Origin of the sequence: Pseudomonas sp. GV071 (assembly GCF_003050835.1) — a bacterium.
In the GTDB taxonomy this organism is placed as follows: Bacteria; Pseudomonadota; Gammaproteobacteria; order Pseudomonadales; family Pseudomonadaceae; genus Aquipseudomonas.
On sequence record NZ_QAOJ01000001.1, the window covers coordinates 827,893 to 847,357 of the forward strand.

The 19,465-nt window shown below is 56.6% G+C and carries 18 protein-coding genes; 9 read left to right on the forward strand and 9 right to left on the reverse strand.

Annotation, left to right across the window (positions count from 1 at the left end):
• The first annotated feature begins 23 nt into the window (after positions 1 to 23).
• A complete protein-coding gene (locus tag C8K61_RS03655) occupies positions 24 to 485 on the forward strand; it encodes a hypothetical protein (RefSeq protein WP_108094804.1) in 462 nt (153 codons plus the stop codon).
• On the opposite strand, the gene C8K61_RS03660 is transcribed toward C8K61_RS03655, so the two are convergent.
• Positions 482 to 1,639 carry a hypothetical protein gene (locus tag C8K61_RS03660; RefSeq protein WP_108094805.1) on the reverse strand — a complete coding sequence of 386 codons (1,158 nt, stop codon included), beginning with the start codon at positions 1,637 to 1,639 and terminating at the stop codon, positions 482 to 484. The genes C8K61_RS03655 and C8K61_RS03660 overlap by 4 nt on opposite strands.
• A 126-nt stretch (positions 1,640 to 1,765) precedes the next feature.
• Entirely contained in the window at positions 1,766 to 4,582 is a 2,817-nt protein-coding gene (locus C8K61_RS03665; protein ID WP_108094806.1) for a winged helix-turn-helix domain-containing protein, read from the reverse strand.
• Between the two features lie 241 nt (positions 4,583 to 4,823).
• On the opposite strand from C8K61_RS03665, the gene C8K61_RS03670 reads away from it, so the two are divergent.
• From C8K61_RS03670 to C8K61_RS03685, 4 genes are all read left to right on the forward strand, one after another.
• Complete coding sequence (locus tag C8K61_RS03670) at positions 4,824 to 5,648, forward strand: alpha/beta fold hydrolase (protein WP_108094807.1); 825 nt, start codon at positions 4,824 to 4,826, stop codon at positions 5,646 to 5,648.
• Positions 5,649 to 5,699: 51 nt separating this feature from the next.
• On the forward strand, positions 5,700 to 6,269 hold the full coding sequence (locus C8K61_RS03675) for a cysteine hydrolase family protein (protein WP_108094808.1): 570 nt from the start codon (positions 5,700 to 5,702) through the stop codon (positions 6,267 to 6,269).
• A 143-nt stretch (positions 6,270 to 6,412) separates the two neighbouring features.
• The gene (locus C8K61_RS03680; protein WP_108094809.1) at positions 6,413 to 7,846 is read left to right on the forward strand and encodes a catalase; all 1,434 of its coding nucleotides are present in this window, start codon (positions 6,413 to 6,415) and stop codon (positions 7,844 to 7,846) included.
• Between the two features lie 324 nt (positions 7,847 to 8,170).
• Entirely contained in the window at positions 8,171 to 8,803 is a 633-nt protein-coding gene (locus tag C8K61_RS03685; RefSeq protein ID WP_108094810.1) for a LysE family transporter, read from the forward strand.
• 417 nt (positions 8,804 to 9,220) lie between these two features.
• On the opposite strand, the gene C8K61_RS26730 is transcribed toward C8K61_RS03685, so the two are convergent.
• Positions 9,221 to 9,517 carry a restriction endonuclease gene (locus tag C8K61_RS26730; protein ID WP_158272496.1) on the reverse strand — a complete coding sequence of 99 codons (297 nt, stop codon included), beginning with the start codon at positions 9,515 to 9,517 and terminating at the stop codon, positions 9,221 to 9,223.
• Between the two features lie 441 nt (positions 9,518 to 9,958).
• Here C8K61_RS26730 and C8K61_RS03695 point away from each other — a divergent pair, with 441 nt between their 5' ends.
• Positions 9,959 to 10,144: a hypothetical protein gene (locus tag C8K61_RS03695; RefSeq protein ID WP_108094812.1), complete on the forward strand. Its 186-nt coding sequence runs from the start codon at positions 9,959 to 9,961 to the stop codon at positions 10,142 to 10,144.
• Positions 10,145 to 10,259: 115 nt separating this feature from the next.
• Here the strand turns inward: C8K61_RS03695 and C8K61_RS03700 are convergent, their stop codons facing one another.
• On the reverse strand, positions 10,260 to 10,535 hold the full coding sequence (locus C8K61_RS03700; RefSeq protein WP_108094813.1) for a helix-turn-helix domain-containing protein: 276 nt from the start codon (positions 10,533 to 10,535) through the stop codon (positions 10,260 to 10,262).
• 793 nt (positions 10,536 to 11,328) lie between these two features.
• On the opposite strand from C8K61_RS03700, the gene C8K61_RS27155 reads away from it, so the two are divergent.
• A complete protein-coding gene (locus C8K61_RS27155) occupies positions 11,329 to 11,499 on the forward strand; it encodes an antitoxin Xre/MbcA/ParS toxin-binding domain-containing protein (RefSeq protein WP_371919965.1) in 171 nt (56 codons plus the stop codon).
• Between the two features lie 696 nt (positions 11,500 to 12,195).
• On the opposite strand, the gene C8K61_RS03715 is transcribed toward C8K61_RS27155, so the two are convergent.
• From C8K61_RS03715 to C8K61_RS03730, 4 genes are all read right to left on the reverse strand, one after another.
• Positions 12,196 to 13,242 (reverse strand): ABC transporter substrate-binding protein, encoded by a 1,047-nt coding sequence (locus C8K61_RS03715; protein WP_108094816.1) that lies wholly within the window; start codon positions 13,240 to 13,242, stop codon positions 12,196 to 12,198.
• Between the two features lie 101 nt (positions 13,243 to 13,343).
• Positions 13,344 to 14,096: an ABC transporter permease gene (locus C8K61_RS03720; RefSeq protein WP_108094817.1), complete on the reverse strand. Its 753-nt coding sequence runs from the start codon at positions 14,094 to 14,096 to the stop codon at positions 13,344 to 13,346.
• The gene (locus tag C8K61_RS03725; protein WP_158272498.1) at positions 14,093 to 14,833 is read right to left on the reverse strand and encodes an ABC transporter permease; all 741 of its coding nucleotides are present in this window, start codon (positions 14,831 to 14,833) and stop codon (positions 14,093 to 14,095) included. The genes C8K61_RS03720 and C8K61_RS03725 overlap by 4 nt, the downstream gene beginning before the upstream one ends.
• A 7-nt stretch (positions 14,834 to 14,840) precedes the next feature.
• Positions 14,841 to 15,659 (reverse strand): ABC transporter ATP-binding protein, encoded by an 819-nt coding sequence (locus tag C8K61_RS03730; protein ID WP_108094819.1) that lies wholly within the window; start codon positions 15,657 to 15,659, stop codon positions 14,841 to 14,843.
• A gap of 356 nt (positions 15,660 to 16,015) precedes the next feature.
• On the opposite strand from C8K61_RS03730, the gene C8K61_RS03735 reads away from it, so the two are divergent.
• Positions 16,016 to 16,789 carry an outer membrane protein OmpK gene (locus C8K61_RS03735; RefSeq protein ID WP_108094820.1) on the forward strand — a complete coding sequence of 258 codons (774 nt, stop codon included), beginning with the start codon at positions 16,016 to 16,018 and terminating at the stop codon, positions 16,787 to 16,789.
• A gap of 177 nt (positions 16,790 to 16,966) precedes the next feature.
• Positions 16,967 to 18,004: an adenosine deaminase gene (gene add / locus C8K61_RS03740; protein WP_108094821.1), complete on the forward strand. Its 1,038-nt coding sequence runs from the start codon at positions 16,967 to 16,969 to the stop codon at positions 18,002 to 18,004.
• 125 nt (positions 18,005 to 18,129) lie between these two features.
• Here add and C8K61_RS03745 read toward each other — a convergent pair whose 3' ends face one another.
• Positions 18,130 to 19,461 carry an LLM class flavin-dependent oxidoreductase gene (locus C8K61_RS03745; RefSeq protein ID WP_218277793.1) on the reverse strand — a complete coding sequence of 444 codons (1,332 nt, stop codon included), beginning with the start codon at positions 19,459 to 19,461 and terminating at the stop codon, positions 18,130 to 18,132.
• Positions 19,462 to 19,465: the final 4 nt, after the last annotated feature.

The window sequence follows — 19,465 nt, forward strand, 5'->3', positions numbered from 1 at the left end:
AACGCTGTAGCGGGAGAAACTCCATGGAACTGATCAAAAACTTGGCCACCTGCCTCGGCGTGATCGCCGCGCTCTGGGGCCTGTACAAGTGCTTCACCGAGTTCGTCCTGCAAGGCACGCAGAAGCGCGCGGATATGTTTCTGAAGAAACAGGGCGAGTACTTCGGCAACAAATCCTTCAACGACATTCGAGCCCTGCTGGAATTCGATGACCCCACACTGCAGGGCTTGAGCTTCGAAGAAAAACGCGCCTATCTGACCTTCTTCGAAGAAATCGCGGTACTGAAAAACAGCGGCCTGATCTCCGCCGACCTGGCCTATTACATGTTCGGCTACTACGCCAGCAAGTGCCTTGAGAGCCAGAACTTCTGGTCGAACATCAACAAGCAGGACATTTTCTGGAACGTGTTTTTACGCTTTGCCACCGAGATGCAGAGCCGCTTGCGCTCGCAGGGGGAGGTGGTGAGTCATGAGATCAGGTTTTAAGCCTCGGTTAGTGCCTCATCCGAGGCGCGCATCAGCGGCTGAAGCACAGCCCTGACATGTCCCGCCAACGCATGCTGCATGGCCACGCCGGATTTTATTCGCGAGTTGCCGGCGAGCTGTTCGGCCAGCTGTAACTCACGTTCCATGCTCGCTCGGTCTCCCGCTAGCGCCGCCTCCAGAGCGCGGCTGCAGGGGGCGATGGTGGGGGCGTACCAGTCGATATCGCGGTTGCGTGGCAGCACATTCAAACCGGCAGCGTTGCGCTGCAGCATCGCTCGGCAAAAGGCCAATTCGGCGCGCAGGATGGCGATCACGGCAGCGGCAACTTCGCGCACGCCGGGGTTGGCATTGATTAGGTGCTCCAGCTGCTCGCCCAAGGCCACTGCGCGAGGCCAATCACCCGCAGCCTGCAGGAAGTCAAGTCGATAGGACAGGCTCACCAAAGGCGCAGGCATGGGTTGTTGATCCAGCAAGTCCAGATCGGCGGCGGGCAGGTCTGTTGCGGCGACGCCGGCGACGCTGAGGACCAGCAAACGGGTGTAGGCGAAGTCAGGGCGCTGCTCGTTGGGTTTGCGCCACCAGGCCAGTAGCTGGGCGCCGTCGCTGTGTATTTGCCGGTGCGTGGGCACCAGGTTGGCGAGGCCCAAACCGAGGTTGATGGCGGCAAACGCCAGCATGCAGCCAGCTACCGAAGTAGAGGTGTTGAGGGTGAGCAGGGCGAGCAGTACGCAGAGTGCGGCAGTGAGCACATTCAGTAGCGGGCCCATGGCGATAAACCACAGACGCCCGCGCCGCCACGGACGATTGGCGTTGTCCGCGGCGATAACGTAGCCGTCGAAGCGCTGGCCTTTGCGGCGCCGGGTTTTGCGGTAGCGCACGCCTTGGTTCAGCAGTTGCAATTCGAGGGCAAAAGCCCGCACAAACAGCACTGTCATGCCGCCCAACCGCGCGCCCAGCCAGTGGCCGCCTTCATGCACGACAACGGCCAGGAACCCCAGCAATACCGCCAGAACAATGGTGGAGTAGGGCTGTGGCCAGCCATCAAGGGTGATTCCGAGTAATGCCCCGGCTACGGCAAAACCCGCGATGCTGATCGCGGCTTGCACGATCAGCATGAGCACATTGAACCACTTGGCCAGACGGGCGTTGTTCATGCGAGGCACAGCAGGGCGAGAGGGGAAAGAAGCGGAAGCATCGAAAATCCTTTTCAGTGGGGGCATCCATGGCCAGGGACGAGACGCTACTGAAGCGCCGCAGGTTTGTCTATTGCCAGGCTTGGCTTAACCCAAAGCCTTGAGCACATGCCGCGCCGCCTCGAAGTCGGCACTGTCGAAGCCCTCGGTAAACGAGGCCAGCAGGCTGCTCAGCTCTTCGTTGGCGCGGGCCGACTGCCCCTGTTTGCCCCAGAGCCGGGCCAGGCTGGTGGTGGCGCGCAGTTCCCAGGATTTCATCTGGTGTTGCCGGGCAATCTGCCGGGCGCGCAGCAGCAGCGCTTCGCCGTCGGCATTGCCGGCATTCAGGAGCAGATCGCCGTGGCAGCGCAGCAGTTCGGGCAGAGCCGATTGGTCGTCGGCGTTGCTGGCGTGGGCTATGGCGATCTGGATCAGGCGCAGGGCTTCGCTCGGGCGTTCGCGTTGGGCCAACAGGGTGCAGAGTGCAGAGGTGTAGGGCGCGAGGTAGGAGGCATGACGGACCCGGCCGAGGCGCTCCAGGGCTGGGCTGATGATGCTGTCGTAGGCCTGCGGATCGCCTTGCCAGAGGTGGTACAAACCACTCCAGAATTCGCCGCCCCAGAACTGTCCGGCACCGATCGAATGGGCGCCAAGCTGGTGCCAGCTGCGTGCTTCCAGCAGGCGTTGGCTGGGTCGGGCCAGGGCCGCGACACCGCCGGTTAGCAAGGCGATGGGGCAGGTGCTCATGGTCAATACATGCCAGCGGCTGGCCAGGTGACCGGTGCTGGCAGCCTGCAATTCGGCTTCTTTGAGGGCCTTGGCGGCCTGGTCGGGGAAACCTTGCAGCCACAGGGTGTAAGCCAGCGCGCACAGGGCCACGGCTTTCTGGTCGTAGGCGTAGCGAAGGATATGCCGTTGCCGCAACTCGTCGGGGTAGGCGCGCATCACGTCTTCAAGGCCGCTGCGGGCATCGTGCAATTGGCCCAGGCACAGTCTGGAGAGGGCAATCATGCGCAGCGCCACCCATTCATCGCCAGCGTTTGGTTGCTGCTTGGCGTGCTGGAGGAAGTCTTCGGCAATCCGCAGGTTCTGCTGATAAGGCCCGTTCAGGTAGCCGTGGGCCCACAGGCCCCAGATGGCCAGCGCCTGGTGGTCGTGGTCGGCAAGGCGTTCGGCAATCGCCAGGGTGTGCAGAAACGCTTCGCGGGTTTCGTCGGTGGCGCCGGTATAGAGCAAGGCTTTGCCGCGCACGGCTTTGAGCTTCATCACCTTACGCTCGAACAGCTCCGGGCTGGCCAGGTGGGCAAGGGCGCGGTTGGCGCTGAGCAGGCATTCATTAACTTGCGAGCGCTGCAGCCAGAACGACAGGGCGGCGATGGTCAGGTCGATACCCAGGGCCGTGGCGCGCTGTTCGTCGAGGGTCCAGCGCAGCGCTTCGCGCAAGTCTTCTTGCAGCTCTTCGCAGACCACGCCGCGCGGTGAAGCGCCGAATTCCCAGAGCGGCGCGGCGCTGGAAAATACCTCCAGTAAATAGAGCGCATGCAGGCGGTGGGTGGCCGCGGTTTCGCCATACTCGCGGAGTTTTTCGTTGGCGTAGCTGCGGGTCACTTCCAGCAGCCGGTACTTCACGCTGCTGGGATCGTGCTGCAGGGCCAGCAGGGATTTGGCCACCAGGTTGGCAATGCCTTTCACCACTGCGTCGGCGCTCAGTTCGGCGGATACGCCCACGGCCAGCGCGGCCTCCAAACCAAAGGCGCCGGCAAACACACCGAGGCGGCGCAACAGCAGGCGTTCGTTGTCGGCCAGCAGGTTGAAGCTCCAGTCCAGGGTCGCACGCAGGGTTTGCTGACGGGGCAGGGCCGAGCGGTTGCCACCGGCGAGCAGGTCCAGTTGGTTTTCCAGACGCTCGGCCACCACTCGCAGACCCAGGCTGGTGACCTGAGCGGCGGCCAGTTCGATGGCCAGGGGAATGCCGTCGAGACGGCGGCAGATGCGCGCTTTCAATTCGACGGCCATCGGCACGGCGTCGAGCGGGGAGTGGCCATGCTCCAGGCGCGCTTCGAACAGCTGTACGGCGCTGGCGGCTTGCACGGCGTGTGGGTCGGCGTCGGCGGCCGGCACTTCCAGGGCGGCGACGCGAAACAGGTGTTCGCCCTCGATGCGCAACGCTTCGCGGCTGGTGGCCAGCACCTGCAGGCTGCGGTTGCACACCAGCAAGGTTTCCACGGCCGTGGCGGCGGCTTCGACCAGGTGCTCGCAGTTGTCCAGCACCAACAGAATGCGTTGGCCGATCAGGCTCGCGGCGATCTGTTCGAGGCTGGCACTGCCACTGGCCGGGGCCAGGCCGAGGGCGGCGGCCAGGGTCGGCACCAGGAATTCATCGGTGGACAGCGGCGCCAGGTCGGCCAGGCACACTCGGTCGCTGAACAAGCTACCGAGATTACGGGCGCAGGCCAGGGCCAAGCGGGTTTTGCCGATGCCGCCGGGGCCGATCAGGGTGACCAGGCGTTGCTGACGAATGCTGTCTTCAAGGGCTGCCAGGGCGCTTTCGCGGCCAATCAGCCGCGACACGCTGGCGGGAATAAACAGGTTGTCGCGGGGGCTTGGTTGTTCCGCGTGAGCCGATAGCTGATAGCCGCGCCCGGACACCGTGCGGATCGCCGCACGCTCGGCGCCGAGGGCTTTGCGCAGTAGGGAAATCTGCGCCTCCAGGGTGTTCTCTTCGACGATGCGCCCAGCCCACACCGCCTGCATCAGCTCGTCTTTGCTGACCACCTGGCCGTTGGCTTCAAGCAGCGTCAGCAACACATCGAAGGCGCGGCCATGCAGTTCCACGGCCTGGCCGTGCACGCGCAGCAGGCGTTTGCCGGGAAGCACTTCGCAGCTGCCAAAACGCAGGAGGCCCGCTGAAGTAGGGGAGTTCATTGCGCATCCTCGCGCTGGGCTGGCTCGTTAAAGGGAACGGCGTACTACGCACACAACCTGACGGGCCCGGACTGACGCATACGATGTCCTACAACGGCGCTGGGTAAGCTAATCACAAAAATCAGCTTTCTTCAGCTTTTCTACAGGACCCCGCCGGGCCGTCTGATTAGCCTCGTGCTCCAACCCATCATGCCTGCGGCGACGTTGAGGGTGACCAACAACCCGATTCTGGAGAGACCACATGGGCACCATCACAACACGCGACGGCAGCGAAATTTATTACAAGGATTGGGGCAGCGGCCCGGTGGTGGTGCTCAGCCACGGCTGGCCACTGAACGCCGATAGCTGGGAGTCGCAAATGTTCTTCCTGGCCGCCAACGGGTTTCGGGTGATTGCCCATGACCGCCGCGGCCACGGGCGTTCCAGCCAGCCGTGGGACGGCAACGAAATGGACACCTACGCCGATGACCTGGCGCAGCTGCTCGACCACTTGGATGTGCGCGACGCCGCGTTGTTTGGCTTCTCCACCGGTGGCGGTGAAGTGGCCCGTTACATCGGCCGCCATGGCACCGGGCGAGTGGCCAAGGCCGGGCTGATTTCCGCGGTGCCGCCGCTGATGCTGAAGACCGACAGCAACCCCGGCGGCCTGCCGATTTCGGTGTTCGATGGCATTCGTGCCGGCTCGATTGCCGACCGCTCGCAGCTGTACAAGGACATCGCCAGCGGCCCGTTCTTTGGCTACAACCGCCCAGGCGCCAAACCCTCCCAGGGCGTCATCGATGCCTTCTGGATGCAGGGCATGATGGCCGGGCACAAAAATGCCTACGACTGCATCAAGGCGTTTTCGGAAACCGACTTTCGCGAGGACCTGAAGAAGTTCGACGTGCCCACCCTGATTCTGCACGGCGACGATGACCAGATCGTGCCGGTGGACGCCGCCGCCCGGGCATCCGCCGAGCTGGTGCGCAACGCCAAGCTGGTGATCTACCCCGGCGCCCCCCACGGCATCACCGACACCCACAAGGACAAACTCAACGCCGACCTGCTGGCCTTCCTGCGCAGCTGAGCCCTCATTTGCCCGGCCATTACGGCCGGGCCCCTCGAAAGGAGCATCGCTATGAGCGGTAAAAAAGCATTGATCGTGGTCGACATCCAGAACGACTACTTCCCCGGCGGCCTGTGGACCCTGAGCAAGGTCGAAGCGGCAGCCGCCAAGGCGGCGCAAGTGATTGCCGCGTTTCGCGACAGCGGTGATCTGGTGGTGCATATCCGCCACGAGTTCACCAGCGCCGACGCGCCATTCTTCCGCCCCCACAGCGAAGGCGCGAAGCTGCACCCCAGCGTAATCAACCAGCCGGAAGAGCCGGTGGTGCTCAAACACTTCATCAACTCGTTTCGCGAAACCGAGCTCAAGCCGATCCTCGACGCCCAGGGCATTGATGAGCTGATTGTGGTCGGCAACATGAGCCATATGTGCGTGCACGGCATCACCCGCGCTGCTGTCGACTTCGGCTACCGGACCACCGTGCTGCACGACGCCTGCGCCACCCTCGACCTTGAATTCGATGGGGTAAAAGTACCGGCCGCCCATGTGCATGCAGCCTTTATGGCGGCGCTGAGTTTCGGTTATGCGCCGGTGATTTCAACTGCCGAATACCTCGGCCAGCATGTGCGCAATGCCGCATAAAACGTTTGCGCGGCGTGACCAATGCTGCGGCACTGGGCACGCCCGAGGGCGGTGGCAGCATCCACAGTGACCGGGCTGGCAACGGGTCGCCGCCCATCACCTGGACTGCCGAGTAAACCGTCTACCCAATAAGGAGCATGCCCATGAACAAGCTCACCACTGCCTTCGGCGCCCCGGTCGGAGACAACCAGAACATCCAGACCGCCGGCCCGCGTGGCCCGGCGTTGCTGCAGGACGTGTGGTTTATTGAAAAGCTCGCGCATTTCGACCGTGAGGTGATTCCAGAGCGGCGGATGCACGCCAAGGGTTCCGGTGCCTATGGCACCTTCACCGTGACCCACGACATCACCCGCTATACCAAAGCCGCGTTGTTCTCGGCAGTGGGTAAACAGACGGATATGTTTGTGCGCTTTTCCACCGTGGCGGGCGAGCGTGGCGCGGCGGATGCCGAGCGCGACATACGTGGTTTTGCCCTGAAGTTCTACACCGAGCAAGGCAACTGGGACCTGGTCGGCAACAACACGCCGGTGTTCTTTTTGCGCGATCCGCTGAAGTTTCCCGACCTCAATCATGCGGTCAAACGCGACCCGCACACCGGCATGCGCAGCGCGCAGAACAACTGGGATTTCTGGACCAACCTGCCGGAAGCCCTGCACCAGGTGACCATCGTCATGAGCGACCGCGGCATCCCGCGCAGCTACCGGCACATGCATGGGTTTGGCAGCCACACCTTCAGTTTGCTCAACGCCAACAACGAACGGCACTGGGTGAAATTCACCTGGCGCTCGCAACAGGGCATCCAGAACTTCTCCGATGCCGAGGCGGCGCAGGTGGCTGGCGGCGACCGTGAAAGCCACCAGCGCGACCTGTTCGGCAGCATCGAAAACGGAGAATTTCCGCGCTGGACCCTGTACATCCAGGTGATGCCCGAGCGCGAAGCGGGCAGCTATCACCTCAACCCGTTCGACCTCACCAAGGTCTGGCCACACCGCGATTACCCGTTGATCGAAGTGGGCACCATCGAGCTCAATCGCAACCCGGCCAACGTGTTTGCCGAGGTCGAGCAGGCCGCATTCAACCGAGGCAATGTGGTGCCGGGGGTGAGTTTTTCGCCGGACAAAATGCTCCAGGGCCGGCTGTTTTCCTATGGCGATGCGCAGCGCTATCGGCTGGGCGTCAACCACGCGGCGATTCCAGTCAACGCCCCACGCTGCCCAGTACACAGCTACCACCGCGACGGCCAGATGCGCGTCGACGGCAACCACGGCCAGCTGTTGGCGTATGAGCCCAACAGTTTCAGCGAATGGGTGGAACAGCCGGAATTCCTTGAGCCGCCGCTGAGCCTGGAAGGCGCGGCGGACCACTGGAACCACCGGGTGGATGACGACTACTTCTCGCAACCACGGGCGCTTTTTCAGCTGATGTCGCCGGCGCAGCAACAGACGCTGTTTGATAACACCGCACGGGCCATCAACGGCGCCACGCAGCAGGTCAAAGCGCGGCATATCCATAACTGCACCCAGGCAGATCCTGCCTATGGCGCGGGCGTGGCGGCGGCAATTGAGCGCCTGGGCTGAAGCAGTAGGAGAGGGGGGCTGAGCGGTTGGCGGCTGGGGTTGTCAGTCTTTTACTGGGAAAATATGGACAAAAGCGCTTATCTCATTTCGCTATCTTTATATGGAAATACAATAGGTTAGCGCGCGCTGATCGCTATTTGAGCGAACCCAGCTCAGGCACCGGGAAACGCTACATGTAGCGTCCTATGCACAGACTTATGCACAGATATTGTGGATATCTGAGGGCGCAAAACCATTTATTTAGCGTTGTCTGGCGGCGCGCCTTGACAGGGAAAATGCTCGCCAGCCACAGTCAGGCCATAGCAACCGATCTGAACCATCACCATGACTTACCTGGCGTCACTCCTGTTAATAAGCGGCATCTACCTGGCCGTACTGGCCAGCCCTGGGCCCAATTTTTTTATCCTCAGCCAGATGGCAATGGAAGGCCGGCGCCGTGAGGCGCGTTATGTAGTGTTGGGGCTTACCACCGGTTCGATTTTCTGGGTGCTGGTGGCCTTGGCAGGCGTGGCCACATTGTTGGCGCAACATCCTTGGTTGGCGTCGGCGTTACGGGTGGTCGGGGCCAGTTATCTGATTTGGTATGGCGCGAAGTTGCTGTGGTCGGCGATTTCACCAGCGCCGGCACGCACAGTGAGTGAGCAGCAGGACCTGGGCGGTGCGAATCGCTGGGCAGCGTACAGGACCGGATTGCTGACAGGCGTCACCAATCCGAAAGGCGCGGCATTCTGGACCAGCGCATTTGCCGTGGTGTTTCCCGTCAGCGCGCCGTTGTGGTTCTACGGCGTGACGGTGTTGTTGGTGGCGACGTTGTCGTTGGCTTGGCATCTGGCGATTACGCAGGTGTTTGGCACAGCAGCGCTGCGAGCGTTTTATCTGCGCATTGAACGTGGCGTAAACGGTGTAGCCGGCACTGGGTTGATTGCCTTGGGCTTGCAGCGAGTGATGTCGAGATAGGTGAGCAGTGAAAGGGATGTTTCGATGAAGTCCGCTTATCCCTTTGATTTCCCTATACTTGATTTAACATAATATACATTATGCGAACCTTCGTATTGGGTTTTGGGAATACGACTACTGCGGAATTTTGTCGGAACTCTTTAAAAGCCAGAATTATTCTTTAAAAACAATAACCTTGAAAAACAGTCGGTTACTGTGATTATTTGACCGAAAAGCTCCGCTATTATTGTCTTTGAGCAACCTCGCCTGTTTCTATATGGTGAGCGATTCGGAGCGTTAGATTGTTCCTTCCAAAAGCATTTGGGAAAGATCGCTGGTCGGGCTCCAAATTCCGTCCACGCTTTCAAGATAGCTCTGGCAAAGGGAAACGATACCGTTAAGGACATTCCCAGTGAACCCAGACGACGAAAGAATCAATCATTTTGGACGTCCAGTAGCTCTGGCTACCACATCAATAAGCGCGGCTAACGTGCCGGTCCCCGGTTTTTTACCGCTAGCCAGCCAGTGCTTTACTTCAACTAGAAATACTTGAGTCTCCCCATGCTCAATCGTTTCGAGTTGCAGGTCGAATCCACCATCCTTACCGGACCTAGTCAACTTCGTTGCGAAGCCGAGCTGCTCAAATACCTCGCGCATTACCCGCTCAATATCTCTCCATTCGACATCTCGGAGGCAACGTGGATTTTTTGCGATTTCAGATGCGATAGCTTTCATTGCCTCCCGAACGATCAGCTCAAGTCGGGGCGTTCCTACTGACCTTGGTTCAGCGACCTGTTCTGAGCGCTCGCTTAAGAAGCGTTTTAGCAAAGGCCGGCCATTTCGCAAGAACCCAATACGACCATCTGCTTCTAATTCTAAGGCCCTGCTCTCTTTGAAGCGCCAGCTACGCTCTTCAGGAGGAAGACATCCGTGGCAGTCGTACCTTAGTGCGGGTCTTAAACCTAGTGCTGTTACATCGGTAAAGCAGTAGGGTCCTCGCGGATCAGCATCAGGATTTTTGTATTTATTCTCAGTTGAGGGCATTTTGGTCTTAGATAACCCGCTGTTGTACTTAAGCTGAGGGTTCCGGGAGCGCCGCCCTCCTCGCTAACTGCAGAACCTTGCTACGCCCACTTTGAGTCTCCTACGATAATCCTGGATCTGAGAGGTACACCCATGTCTGCCGAGAAAAGCGAAACCTACATGCGAGCCTTGGCCGAGGCTCGTTTGAAAATCCAACGCATGCAAACGTCGCCAAATTACCGATCTTTTTTATCCGTTGCCGCTATCGAAGCATTCGCTGCGGTTGAGGGCTCGGTGTTAGCCGGCAAACCCTTGTCTCCACCTAAATACGAAGCCTGATCCTCTCGCTGTCCGTCTACGACAAAACTCGGCTCCAGTCGATAAAGCTTTCAAAATCGGAGTTTCACTTCGAACCGGCAGCTTTAAAGCTGCCACCCTCCTCTCTACGCCTTGTTCAGAGCTCTGAAAGATCCTGCCTCACGACCTTGAACAGGTGATCTACGTCGCACGAATTCCCGCGCCTCAGATAGATCGCTGTAAGCAAACTGAGAGGGTGGACATCTAGCACTGATGCTAGCTGCTCCAGTTTTTCCAGAGTTGGGCATTTGACACCCCGCTCAAGGGTGCTCATGTATGTCCGACTGCTGACGTCGGCAAAATCCTCCTGGCTCAAATCTTTGCTCAAGCGAAATTGCTTCAACGTAGCTCCGACAGCCTTCTTCAATTCCATTTTGCTAATCCGGCAAAAGGAAAGATGAAGCCTTTTTGCAATCTATAGGGCTACAATCTAAAGGAGTCGTTTTTGAGAGCCTTCTCCATGTTTCTTACCCATCAGAGTGCTGAAATCCCGATCAGGGCGTTGCTAGGGCGTGAAGGCCCACAGCATTGGAACTCGGTAGAAATATCGGGTGCTTGCCCGCTTTTTTTCGTCGAGTGGAGTGAAGGATCCGGCAATGATACTCGCAGCAGGCGCTGCCTTATTGGGTCGCTTGAGGAGTTTGAGAGAGTCGTCAAAGAGGTCGCGTTGCGAGGCCGAATCAGGTCCACCCAGCTACTCACGCCGCCGTACGTGAACAAAAGCACTGACTGGATGATGGAGCCGCTTGTCGAGGTGAGTGAAGGGTCTGCTGAAGACGACGACTATCTGTGCGGCATCTATCGAGTCCTCAATGGGGACGTGTACGTAGAGTCCCCGGAAACCGGCCTTTCTGAATTAACTAAGCGGCGCCTCATATATCTAGAAAAAGGTGGGGACTGAGCGGCCACGCTAACCGATAGGGCGACAAGGAGCCTAGCCGAGCGGGTCATTCCACAATCATCGGCAACGTCGTTCGGGCGAAGGGACTTCAGGTCTGCAAATTGAGCATATTTGGCGCATTGCAGCTATGGTGCGCAATGGAGAAATCGACGGAACGGGATCCTGGAGGTGGCCTTACACTCTCCAAAGAGGCTGTAACGCAATGACTAAAGAAACGGACTACTGGATTAGCGAAGCCCAGACAACCTTTCGAGTCGTGAAAGCTATGGTGAAGGCAACCGAAGTCCTAGGCGACCGAGAGTTAGCTTGGACATGGATGCATCGACCTGCGCGGGGCTTGAATCGCCAGAAACCAATCGATCTCGTGCTGCGCAAAGATGGATTGGACGCCGTGCTTACATATCTCGAGCAAATAAAATACGGGGTCTACGTCTAGCCTCAGCGATAAAGGCAGCGTTGTTATAGACTTTTTAGCATGAAGTAGCCGCGTTGATTATTCGGTAGCGACCGATCCAAATGATTTAGCGGCCCTAGACAGGCGGGATTTCAAATGAAGAATCAGCGTGATGCGTTGACGCACGAAACCTTTTTGATGGCGTCGTACGAGGCTCAAGCTCGTGCGTTGATGGGGCGTGGAAGTAAGCAGCAAGCGCGCATGTTTGAGGTAGCAGCTAAAGCAGGTAGAGATTTCGAACCAACAGGCTGGCTGGCCGGTCCTCCAAGAACTCGATAACAAGCCGTCTCCGGTTTTTGTCGTGGTCTTTGCCAAAGCCTTCACTCACTCGATAAGCCTTTAAATAATCGTGCTGAACAAGCGCCATAAGAAGCAGCGAATTTGATCACTTGAAGTCGCTGCGTCGAGAACGCAGGAACTATAGCCAGCGGGTCGAATCGCGGGGGAAAATCGGGAATTCACTGCTCTATGTGAGATCAAGCCTGTACTCAGGTCCCGATGGCTCAAGGAGAATCGCTCGCGGTTTGATCTTACCCGGTCGATCATTGCTTGATGCACGGCTAGGAGATGGCTGTAGCGGCAAAAAAAAACACCCCTTCCGGGGTGCCTCGCTAATCTCGATCAAAACCTGGGAGCTTCATTGATCGATTGGAACGACAAGTAAAGTAAAGGTATGTCCTAGCCAACGTATCCGAGTGACTTCGCAGCCTCTGCTAGCACGCTTGAGTCGAAGAACCTTTCGGGAGCATTGAGCCCTGAAACTCCGATAGCCTGGGCAAACTTGATCATTGCCGCTTGCTGATCTGGGGTTATGAGAAACGGAACACCGGTATTACCAGCCTTGGCGAGCTTCAGGTTTTCAGCCAGCACTTGCTTTTGGTTTGCGGCGTCGAGGCCAAGATCGCTTCCGTCATTCTCGACTACCTGCAGTACAGCTTTGTCGGGGTTCTCGGCAGAGAACGCTTGCCCCTCCAGTACGCCCTTGAAGAACGACACGAGTTGAGGACGGTTGCGCTCCAAGACGTCTCGCTTAACGGTAAAGATCGAAGAAGGTAACGGGTAGTTCATCTCGGATAGCATGGTCACGATGAAGTCTTTACCCCGGACCATACCCCTGGCTTCAAGCTCTAGAGGTTGGTTTGTGATGTAGGCCAAGTACCCTTCCCCATCGCCGGCGAACAACGAATCAGCAGTAAATCCGGTAGGGCGAACAGTGAATTCGCCTTGAATCTGGTTGTACGCGAGAAGCCCTTTCAGCTCTTCTTCCAAGGACGGGAATTGGATCAAAAGCGTTTTGCCGACGATGTCAGCGGCAGTACGGATAGGCTTTCCGGGCAACGAAATGATGCAACCAGGATTGACCGGAAAAGCCGCCCCGAGAATGACAAAGTCATTTTGCTTTTGAACGGCATTCAAGAACGGCGTCCAGATGCATTGTCCAATCTGAGCCCTGTTGGCCGCGAGTGAAACCAAGGGATCTGGTGCTGAGGGCCCGCCGGGAATATAAGAAACATCTATCCCATGCTTGGCGAAATAGCCATTCGCCCGGGCGACAAAAATGTTGGAGAACTCCACATCTGCAACCCAGTCCAGGGCAACGGTCAGTGGAAAGGCTGAAGCTGCGAATGCCGTCTTTGAAAACGACATCGGTACGCAGGCAGCAAGGGCTGCCATCGACGTTGCCGACAAGAATGTCCGGCGAGAGAGTTTGGTTTGCTCACGCATAGGGTAAGTATCCAGATCGATTCATGAGGGCAGTCGATAGAAAAATTCTCGTGTGCTGTCTAGCGCAGCTTCGAGCGTTGCGGGCGATTCTGATCCCTACCCTACCCCCACCTCGCAAGGATCCTTGTGCAGGCACTTTGGGCAAGGGAAAGGAAGAAAATGGACATGACTGTTGAAAGGAGCGCACCACCGACAACCCTGTCAGTTGCGAAGTTGGCCATAGCCGAACGCAGTTGATACCCCAGGCCCTCCGATCCAATCAAATACTCAGCGGTCATCGCGCCGATAACGGATGAAGGTGCCGAAATACCGAGCGCCATCATGAAATGCGGCACTGCTGCCGGTATGGCCAGGTAGCGGAGTTGTTGCCATTTTCTGGCGCCGAAAACCTTGAAAAGGCTTTCGTGAGAGTGCTCGACTGCATGCAAACCAGAGCTCACCGCGACAAATGTCGGCAGAAACGTCACCACAGTCACTACACACAGCACCGAAGACATTCCTGGGCCGAAAATTCGGGTGATGATTGGGATGATGGCGACCACGGGTATCGTCGCGAGCAGTAAGCTCACCGGAAGCAGCATCGATTTCAAAACGAAGCTGCACCACGACAACAATGCCATGCCGGTACCCATGAGCACGCCCAGTAGCAATCCATAAACAGACGCTCTGAAGGTGACACCGCCTTCATGCAGGTACACATAAGGATGGTCGATCACGTCCTGTAGCACAGAACCTGGTGACGGGAAGATTATCGCGTTGACGGGTAGTACCTGTGCCACCAGCGCCCAAGCGATGAAGACTAGCGCTACGGGCAAATTGGTCAGAAGCCAAGCTTTAGCAAATCGCGTCGTCATAGCATGATCCTCTTTCGAGCATATGCTTCAAGAGACCCGACAACGCCATAAAATGCCAAGGCAAAGCACGCCACGAAGAGCATCGCACTCCATAGAAGTGGGATCTGAAAATTGCGCATAGCGCTCAGCATCATCAGCCCAAGTCCGCCTTGACCACTGAACCACTCCGCCAAGACCGCGCCGACAACTGCAGCAGGAACGGCTTGTTTCATACCATTGAGAACCATAGGCGCTGCATAAAGGATGTCGTAAGCGAAGAAGCGCTGGTACTTCGACGCGCCGTAAACTTGAAATAGATCCACGTGCGTGGCGTTAAGACGCCCAAGCCCAGATAACGAAGCCATGTACACCACGAAAAATACATAGATGGCGGCCAGAATTAGGCCAGACAGCTGCCCGCCCACGAGGATAATTAGGATGGGCGCAATGGCCACAGCTGGAATCGCATTCACGAAGGTGACGAATCTGTCGGCACCTGACCGATAGAGTGGGAACAGGTGAACGAGGCTGCTGATCACGATCGCCAGCGTCACTCCGACTGCGTATGCGTAGAGGATGACTTTGGACGTTTTGCCCGTGGCCAGAAGTAATGTTTGCGCTACTCGCCGTTGAAATATGTACTCAACCACTGTTGACAGTGGAGGCCACGCCGGGCCGGCGAGCTGAAACGTTCCAACCAGTTGGATTGAGCCGATAAAGACAAGAATTCCGAGAGCAGCATAGAGGCGCTGGGCCATCTTTATATCAAGTGACATTGTTCGCGGGCTCCAACAGTTCGGTGAGGTAATCCGTTAACTTATGAAACTCGGCAGTACGCATCAGATTCGATGAACGAGGACGTTCGAAAGGAACGTTAATCACCTCTCGAACTCGCCCTGGGTTGGCCTCTAAAACAATAATCCGATCAGCTAGAAATATGGCCTCATCAACGCCGTGAGTGACCAATACCGTGGTGATTTTTTGCTCAGTCCAAATCGACTGAAGTTCGATATTAAGCTGCTTGCGGGTTACCGCATCAAGTGCACCAAAGGGCTCATCTAACAGAAGAAGGGATGGATTAAGCATCAAGGACCGAGCGATTGATGCACGCTGTTTCATGCCGCCCGAAACCTGAGATGGTTTTGAATTGGCAAAGTGCGCCAGTCCAACAAGCTCCAGAAGTTGTTCAACTCTTTCATTGTCGACTGCCTGACGCGCCAGTTTAAAAGGCAAACCTACATTTTCTTTTATAGACAACCAAGGAAGCAATGCATGGTCTTGGAACGCGACCCCGAGCCGGTGCTTTTTCGCCAGTTCTCGCGGTTCCTCTCCGCAAATAGTTACACGCCCCTGAGTAGGTATCTCCAGTGCTGCAATAAGTTTAAGCAATGTGCTCTTGCCACACCCTGAAGGCCCAATCAGCGCGACGAATTCCCCCGGACTAATTTCAAGATCAATACCCGCCAGTACAGTGGACGATACGCCACCCTTACCGCGATAAGACATGGAAATACCGTCAAGTTTTACCGCTGTCTCTGAATCCTGGTATCGCGTGGAGCCCTCTACTGACTTAGCCACAACCATCACTTTTCCTCACTACGTTTTTAACCGAACCGGAACGATTATAAGGGTGCCTAAACGATGATAGTCAAGGCCTTTACAAAGCTTATTTTGAGCTCGCCCTGTGACCTCTTTGAAGTGCACTGCAATGACTCACTCCATCCTGTCTTTTGCACAAAACCTGTGCGCTGGGTCAATTTTAGAAAGCGATCGAAGGCGCCCAATCGGCCTGGACTAAAGCATCATTTACACTCCTAACCTATTGAAATAATGAACTTAAGATCTTTTTGTCAAGGCATTTACAAAAATGGCACTGTCGTTGCTGTAGGCCTCCTTGCCCGATTTTGCGGGTGGCACTAAACCAACAAAAAGGAAGGAAGATGAAATCTGCGTACAGCATTGCGTTCACGCTCGGTCTAGCTCTCCTATCAGCGGCAGCATCAGCTGAGGATTTGCTGCAGTGGCAGCAAACCGATGCCGCCTATCGATACGGAAAAACCAACAAGGTAACCCCGGAAATCGAACAGGTTTTCACCATCGAACAGTCAAGCGGTTGGTCCTTCGGCGACCTTTATTGGTTTGTGGACAACAGCTATTTCAACGGGGCAAGCGATCCCATAGCTGGGCATTTCACCTATTACGCCGAGTTTTCGCCCAGGTTGAGCTTCAACAAGATTTTCGATAAGAAGTTCAGCTTCGGACCTATTACCGATGTACTACTGGCCGCTACACAGGAGTTTGGCGAAGGACAAGTAGAAACCGCACTGCTGGGCGTTGGCGTAGACTTGGCTGTTCCGGGTTTCGACTTCTTTCAACTGAATATCTACCATCGTGATCCAAGTGGCGATCGAGACGGCGATACGTGGCAGATAACGCCTGCATGGGGCGCCACTTTCCCGTTCGCCGGATCTGAACTTTTGTTCGACGGATATATCGACTGGATTCCCGACAACGACGAAACGTTTCACGCAAATTTTCACCTTGCAACCCAGCTGAAATATGACATCGGTCGCTTTGTGGAGTTTGAGCCGCGCAAGCTCTATGTCGGGTTGGGCTACGACTACGCCAAAAACAAATACGGCGTTAAAGACGGGGACTTTGGCATTGATGCCGACCAAAGCGTGCTGCAGTTCGTCGCTCGCTACAACTTCTAATACCGCAATTGCTGCTGGCTCAAGCAGCCTTGTATTCCCCTAGCTGATTGAATTCACACTTTTGACAAGATAGTTGTCGGGGCTTGTGGCGCGCGGATTTTGGCTGGCGTTCATGTTTTTAATAATGACGGATATATCAAAATCCGCCGCGCCCTAACCAGAAAGAGAACACACCACATGAGAAGTAACCGTAATCCACTCACTACTGCCGAAGCTGTTCGGCTCTTACCCAAGGCCGAGCTCCACCTGCATCTTGAGGGCTCTATTTCACTTACAACACTCATTGAACTGGCTGATAAGCATCAAGTGGCATTGCCTTCGAAGCTGCATGCTGAGGCTGTGCTGGAATATCGTGACCTTGATGAGTTTATAGAAGTGTCCATGTTTGCTTTCCAGGTAATGCTCAACTCAGAAGACTTCACCCGAGTTACCTTCGAAATGCTGTCACACTGCGCCGAACATGGAGCAAGACATGTGGAGTTCTTTTTTAGTCCGAGTTCGCACAAGCACTTAGTGTATTCGCAGATGCTAGAAGCGATTTGCATCGGAATGCGCCTTGCTGAGGAGCGCTTTGGCGTTACATCCCTGATTATTCCATCGCACAACCGAATGCTCGGCGCTGAGGCGGGTATTGACTTCATGAAGTTGGTGGAGACCTGCCCTGCTCCTGAAGTGGTAGGAGTAGGTTTGGAGTTTGCTGAGCGCAACTACCCTCCTGAGCTGTACCTCGCACTGTTCGCCACCGCAAAAAAGACAGGGCTTCGACTTACGGCCCACGCTGGCGAGGATGGTCCGGCAGCCTATGTCGAAACCTGCCTCAAGCGTTTATCTTGCGATCGTATCGATCATGGTTACCACGTCATTGATGACAGCGATCTGATGGCTTATTGCAAAGACCAGGGTGTCTGGTTCACTTGCTGCCCAACGACGACTAAGCATACGACTGTCTGGAGGGAGCTGACCTCTAGCGAGCATGCAATCCATCAAATGATAGCAGCGGGTCTGAATGTCACAATCAACACCGATGACCCCGGGTTTTTCCAGACAGATTTGACCAAAGAATATCTCGCCCTCGGACTCCCCCTGGGAGCCCTCGCTCAACTTGCGCTCAATAGTCTCGATGCGTCATGGATGCCTGAGCCTGAGAAGGCACGGCTGCGAGGACTGTGGCAAGCAGAGATCGACGACATTATTCAGAGACATCAGCCCCGCTAACACCGGCGCATAAGCGCCACTCAGCGGCGACAGCGACCGTCGAAGACAGGTACCAGCAACACTGCTCTACGGGTTGACTCATACGCCGACGCCGTCGGCGTACGAGCCTCACTTACAAATGGCGCTTATCGAGTAGGGGACTGCCACATTGGCCGGGGCAACCCCAGGTTCTCGCGCAGTGTTCCACCGCAATACTCTTTCTTCATCACCCCTCGTTGCTGGAGGATCGGTACGACATGGTCGACAAAATCATCCAGGCTGTTAGGCATCGCGTGCAGGTAGAGATTGAACCCATCAGCCCCACCTTCCTGATACCAAAGCTGCATAGCATCTGCCACCTGTTCCGGGGTGCCGATGACTGACAGGTGAGCATAAGCGCTCGCCAACCAGTGAAAGGCCTCACGTATTGTCATCCGGCGTCCTGCTCGGCTGAAATCAATCTGCTGTCCGTGCGCGAGCTTTCGCAGTTCGGGCAGATCTGGAATCGGGCCGTCTAGGTCATAGCCAGACAAGTCGACTTTCCATAGCCCCTTGATCATTGCTAAGCCGCCACCATCATCAAGGTAAGTCTGGCGCTCTCTGAATTTTCTTTGCGCGTCTTCTTCCGTCGCGCCTATTACGGGGAAAAATCCAGGGAGAATCGCGAGCTCGCCCGCGGCTCGACCGTGCTTCTTCATTGCTTCATGCATTTTGGCTTTGAAAGCTCGGCCGCCTTCTAGCGTGCCGTACTTCGCGTACATGATGTCTGCGGTCCGAGCGGCGAGATCGTGACCTGCATCCGACATGCCGGCTTGGGAGATAAGGGGATAGCCCTGAGGTGGGCGGGGAATGTTGAGAGGGCCTTCAATGCGGAAAAACTCCCCCTCATGGTTCAGCTTGTGCATCTTGCGTGGGTCGAAATACTGGCCCGACACTTTATCTCGCAGAAAAGCATCGTCCTCGAAACTGTCCCATAGCCCCATGACTGCGTCGATGAATTCGTTGGCACGACGATATCTGACTTCCGAGGAAAGCTCACTGGTGTGGCCAAAGTTTTTAGCTTCTTCCGGAGAACCCGAAGTGACCAGATTGAAGCCGCTACGCCCTTTGGTCAAAAAGTCGAGCGAGGCAATCTGGCGTGCGATCGTGTAGGGGTGATGGTAGGTCGCGGAGACGGTACCGACGAGCCCCAACTGAGAAGTTACCTGACTCAACGCCGCAAGCAACGTGGTCGGCTCGAAGTGAACATGCGTACCACCCCGCCCAAAATGGCCTTCACGGATGCCTGCAGTTTGAACACCCACGCCGTCCGCCAAGAACATCACATCTAACTTGCCTCTTTCACACGTCTTGGCCAGCGAAGAGTACATCGCGAAGTTCATATCGCCTTCGCAATAATTTCCAGGATATGTCCACCCCATCGAGCCTGGATGGTTATTGCATAGAACTGCCAGCTTCATGAAGTTGTGGCTTGTCATCGAC